Origin of the sequence: Nonomuraea sp. 3N208, assembly GCF_052245935.1 — a bacterium.
Classification (GTDB): domain Bacteria; phylum Actinomycetota; class Actinomycetes; order Streptosporangiales; family Streptosporangiaceae; genus Nonomuraea.
The window spans coordinates 1-4,522 of record NZ_JBQQBR010000115.1; the positions used below are offsets into that span (position 1 = coordinate 1).

Consider the following 4,522-nt stretch of genomic DNA (forward strand, 5'->3'; position numbering starts at 1 on the left):
TGCACGCCGACCGCGGCAGCTCGATGAAGTCCAAGACCGTCGCCGAACTCCTCATCGACCTGGGCGTGGCCAAATCCCACTCCCGGCCCAAGACCTCCAACGACAACCCACACATCGAGGCCAGCTACAAGACCCTCAAGTACTGCCCCGACTTCCCCGGCCGGTTCGGCTCGATCCAGGACGCCCGCGCCTTCTGCCAGAGCTTCTACACCTGGTACAACCACCAGCACTACCACTCCGGGATCGGCTACCACCATCCCGTCGACGTGCACTACGGCCGCGCCGCCGCCATCCGCGACCGACGTGCCACCGTCCTGGCCATCGCCCAAGCCACACACCCCGAACGGTTCGCCAGCGGCGGGACTCCCACCCCACCCGCCCTGCCCGGCCCCGCCTGGATCAACAAGCCCAAGACCGAAACACAGAACGAGGACGCCACAGAGAAGTCGACACAGAATTAGCCCAGCTCAACTGCCTTGATCAAATTGACAGGTACCGCCACCGAGGCCGGGTTCGTCCCTCAGCCCAAGCGGTGGGTGGTAGAGCAGACCTACGGCACGATGTCCCTGCACCGGCGCCTGGTACGCGATTACGAACACGATCAGGCCAGCTCCGAGTCACGGGTGTACTGGGCGATGACCGATGTGATGACCCGTCGGCTGACCGGCCCTTCCACCCCCGCCTGGCGCGACACGTGAGCGCCCCGGACCCCGGCGCGTGGCTGCTGGACCGGATCGACACCCGCGAGAAGGCGCTGACCGGCCACATCGAACAGATCCAAGCTCAGATCGAGGAGTTGACCGCCCGCCTGCGGGACCTCGACCAGGACCTCGATCATCTGCGGATCACCCGCAAGACCTTGCTCGTCCTGGCCGGCGAGCAAGGTCTTGCATCTCCGCCGCCACCGGCTCCCGCAGTGCCCGACCATCCCGCCTACCAGCAGATTCTCACCCTCATGGCCGACATCGGCCAGCCCTCACGAGCGCGTGACCTCTGTTTGGCCCTGGACCTGCCCCTGGCGCGTAAGAACATCGAAAACACCCGCGCCAAGCTCAAGCGCCTGGTCAGGCTAGGCATTCTCGTGGAGATCGAGCCAGGATTGTTCGCTCAGCCGCGTCCATAGCCCGGCAACGAGCCCGTGACCAGCACTCCTCATGCAGCGCAAGCGATCAAAGGGGCATCAACTCGCGAACCGCCCTCTGAGTGGGGTGAGGCCATGCTCTTGGATGGCGATCAGATGAGAGGCGCCCCGGTGTTCGCGCAACCGCAGCAATGCCAGAGCAACGCGGGATGCCGGGTCCTCATCGATCACCGCAAGCGATCGCCATGCTGCGAAGAGCGGGCGGCCGGTTGGTTCAGCTGCCTCCACCGCATGTTCGGCCAGGTCGGCTAACTGACCAAGCTCTGGGAGGTCGCCGTATGTAGTGCGTGCCCAGTGCTTGCACTCCTCCACGTCCGCCTCAACGATGCTTCTGATCGGAACCCTAGCTCGTGCGGTGTCCCACGCGTTACGGACCAGTTCAGGCGAGAAGAAGCCACACGCCGCGGTCACCACCTCGGCATCCACATCGCCGAGCACCCCCGCGCGTCCACCGAAGTAGAACGGCCAGTGGGAAAGCCCCAGGCTTTCCCCGCGAGCCCTGAAGCGGTCAGTTTTGCCGAATGCGGCACCGACCATGATCACGACCTGCTTCGTATGCTGCACCACTTCCTCAGGCGTCATCTTGCGTTCCCTTCGTAAAGCCAACTCGGTGATTGTGGCGGATCAAAAGCCGGCGGGTCGATGTCGAGGAGACTGCCCTGCCCATATTCGCTGATCAGCTCCGTGACCTGGGGGAGGCCGAAGGTTGGTGGCCATGGGCCAAACTCCCCTGCTCCCCGCTAGCTGCCTCCTCCGGGACTGCCAGACGGGTTCTGTCGAGGATGGCTTCGCGTGTTCCATGAGCCGGTGACCTTCCGCCTTGAGGTGTTGTCCTGCCCGCAGAGCCATCCTTGACAGGTTCCGTCTGCCCCGGACAATCGGGCAGCGGGGGCAGGGGATGACCCGCACGATGCGGGCAACGCAGCGGGCACGGTCTGGCGCACCGCACCCACTCCCACCCGCCTGCCCAGTCGTTCACCCCGGCACCCGGCCAACACGCGGACTTCACCCGGCTGCACGGGCATGGCGATCACCCGAAGTCGGAGCGCCCCCGCGGAGGACGCCTCCTGATCATTCGAGTTGCTGGACAGCGCCGCTGCACGGGCAAGACCATTTACGCATGGGAACCTCCATCCACGGGTTTGTCGAGTGCCGCACGTGGACTCGCGGGCTCGACGTTGATGAGCGAGCTTGGTGCGCTGCCATCTCCCTGTCGATGTTGGGAGTGACCAGAGACTATGACGCCTTCGATTGCCTCTTCGGGGTACGCAGCTCAGGCAACTGGCGACCAGTTGCGGCCGATCGCGGACTCCCCCTGGATGCGTCGGAGACCGCCAGAGCGGAATTGGCGGAATGGGGCGAGGCTGCATTCGGTATCACCTGGTTGAGCTGGGACGAGGTCACCGCGATCGATTGGGATGAACCGGCTCTCCATCCGACTGACATAGCCCAGTACCGGCAGCTTCCCGATCAAACGCTGGAACTCGTTTACCGCTCGGTATGGAGCCGCAGATTCGCTCGCGTCAGCGGCGTGGACACCTTGACGGTTGATCCTGATCAGATTGCGGTGCTGTGGGATGAAGGTACCGAGTGGAAGGCCGGCGACACCGTCTTCCGCGTCGAACGTGCCACGCGCCGCCATCTCGTACCACCTGACGGTCTCTGGCATGCGGTGTGGACAGTCATGCGCGCCCTCGCGCACGTTCATGGAGACGAGGCGGTCCGCTTGGTGGCCTGGTTTGAGGAGTAGGCGATTTGGCCCAGGCGCTTGCTCGGACACAGCGGTTGAGTAACGTCGATGTTCTTACACAAGATCGAAAGGCCCAAATCGGCAAGTATCCTTGACCTGGCTTTCGCACTGAGAGCGGGTGACGGGAATCGAACCCGTGCTGTCGCTTGGGAAGCTGCTACTGATCTTGCTTCTCTGGCCTGGGAAAACGGAGGTGCAGGTCATGCCGGGTCGAGTGACCGTGAGTATCCGTGAACGACCTCAGCCGCCCGTCCGTTCTGGCACGGATCTGGCACGTGGATCATGCTGGCTTCAGCGCAGCGGGAGAGCCTGGACGCGGATACCTCCCGTTGACTTCGACGTTGATCTGAGAGTTGCAGAGCCAGGAGCGGATGGACGTTCGCCTCTGGACTTCTTCTGGTTGTTCGGGCGGCGTCCCGGGAAGTCCGTGCTGATGACTCCGGAGGGATCCTCTGATCATCAGGACCTTGGGTTCGATGTAGGGGCTGATCGGGTGGTGTTGATAGTCGATCCGGTTGATCGGGGCGTGTAGCGATTACTGAAGGGCGAGTCACCACCCTTCCACCTTGTTCAACATTTGTTGTACACTGGCGTCATGGCCACTCCAAGCACGGTGGGCTTCCGACCCACCGACGACGACAGCCGGATCATCGACTCACTTCGCCGCGAAGGCGAGTCCAACTCCGACGTGCTGCGCCGGGGGCTGCGCGCCCTGGAGCACGTGGAGTGGGAGCGGCAGGCCCGCGCCGACATGGCACGCCTGGCCGATGAGGGCGAGGACCTGTCGCAGCTCCCCGACGAGTGGGAATACACCGAGGACGGCGACATCCGGATCGTCGACACCGGCATCGTGGTTCCCGCTCGCCGTGAGGCCGGACGGTGATCCGCGGCGGCGTCTATCCAGTTGATCTCGGCGACGCCAAGCGCGGCCACGAGCAGCGCGGCAGACGCCTCGGCATCGTCGTCAGCATCTCGCAGGACCACTGGTCCACCGTGACGATCGTGCCCACATCGACCAGTGCCCGACCGGCCAGCTTCCGACCCAGACTGACCGTTCAGGGGCGCCAGACGTGCGCACTGACCGACCAAATCCGCACCATTGACACCCAGTATGTCCTCGGCGGGCTGTACGACCACCTCGACTCCGTAGCCATGGGACAGGTCGAGTACGCGCTTGTCCGCTATCTCGGCCTGGACGCGAACCTCACCCTGTGGGGCAGTTGAGCACCTTGCCCGTAATGCCCGACTTCCCGGTGTCGGAAGACGGAGGAAGCCGAAGCCGGACCTGTCACGGTGCGAAACGGAGCCGAGGGTGCAAGCCAGAGCGGGCAGACGATGATGACGAGGACGACCCACCCAGCCTGGTTCCCACTGAGTGATCCCGATCGCCAGGCGAAGACGGGTGGCGCACCATGAATACGTCCACGTCGTCCTCGGTCTCGACCGTGAACCCGTCCACTCGTACAGCCAGCGGGCCGAACTGCCCTGCAACACGTTCAGCCGGACCACGGCGTCTTCGCGGTCGCACCACTCCAACAGTCTGCTCAGCACCGCAGAACCGATGCCCCTGCCCTGCAAATCCGGGTCCAGGTAGAAGTGCTCCAGCCAGTAGGCGTCCTTCGCCGGCCGCA

General features: G+C 64.2%; 7 protein-coding genes. 6 read left to right on the forward strand and 1 reads right to left on the reverse strand.

Annotated features, from left to right (window positions below):
• From ACTWPT_RS59535 to ACTWPT_RS59545, 3 genes are all read left to right on the forward strand, one after another.
• Window positions 1-461 (forward strand): integrase core domain-containing protein (locus ACTWPT_RS59535; protein ID WP_443186395.1); only part of this gene is annotated, 461 nt, incomplete at its 5' end.
• A 24-nt stretch (window positions 462-485) separates the two neighbouring features.
• A complete protein-coding gene (locus ACTWPT_RS59540; RefSeq protein WP_443186396.1) occupies window positions 486-698 on the forward strand; it encodes a hypothetical protein in 213 nt (70 codons plus the stop codon).
• Window positions 695-1,123, forward strand: coding sequence for a hypothetical protein (locus ACTWPT_RS59545; RefSeq protein ID WP_443186397.1), 429 nt, complete (start codon window positions 695-697; stop codon window positions 1,121-1,123). Before ACTWPT_RS59540 ends, ACTWPT_RS59545 begins: the two co-directional genes overlap by 4 nt.
• A gap of 57 nt (window positions 1,124-1,180) precedes the next feature.
• Here the strand turns inward: ACTWPT_RS59545 and ACTWPT_RS59550 are convergent, their stop codons facing one another.
• Window positions 1,181-1,723, reverse strand: coding sequence for an SCO6745 family protein (locus ACTWPT_RS59550; protein ID WP_443186398.1), 543 nt, complete (start codon window positions 1,721-1,723; stop codon window positions 1,181-1,183).
• Window positions 1,724-2,261: 538 nt separating this feature from the next.
• Here ACTWPT_RS59550 and ACTWPT_RS59555 point away from each other — a divergent pair.
• The 3 genes from ACTWPT_RS59555 to ACTWPT_RS59565 all read left to right on the forward strand — a co-directional run bounded on the left by ACTWPT_RS59555 (window position 2,262) and on the right by ACTWPT_RS59565 (window position 4,115).
• On the forward strand, window positions 2,262-2,891 hold the full coding sequence (locus ACTWPT_RS59555) for a hypothetical protein (protein ID WP_443186399.1): 630 nt from the start codon (window positions 2,262-2,264) through the stop codon (window positions 2,889-2,891).
• A 595-nt stretch (window positions 2,892-3,486) separates the two neighbouring features.
• A complete protein-coding gene (locus ACTWPT_RS59560; protein ID WP_443186400.1) occupies window positions 3,487-3,774 on the forward strand; it encodes a hypothetical protein in 288 nt (95 codons plus the stop codon).
• Window positions 3,771-4,115 (forward strand): type II toxin-antitoxin system PemK/MazF family toxin, encoded by a 345-nt coding sequence (locus tag ACTWPT_RS59565; RefSeq protein WP_443186401.1) that lies wholly within the window; start codon window positions 3,771-3,773, stop codon window positions 4,113-4,115. Before ACTWPT_RS59560 ends, ACTWPT_RS59565 begins: the two co-directional genes overlap by 4 nt.
• The last annotated feature ends 407 nt before the right edge of the window (window positions 4,116-4,522 follow it).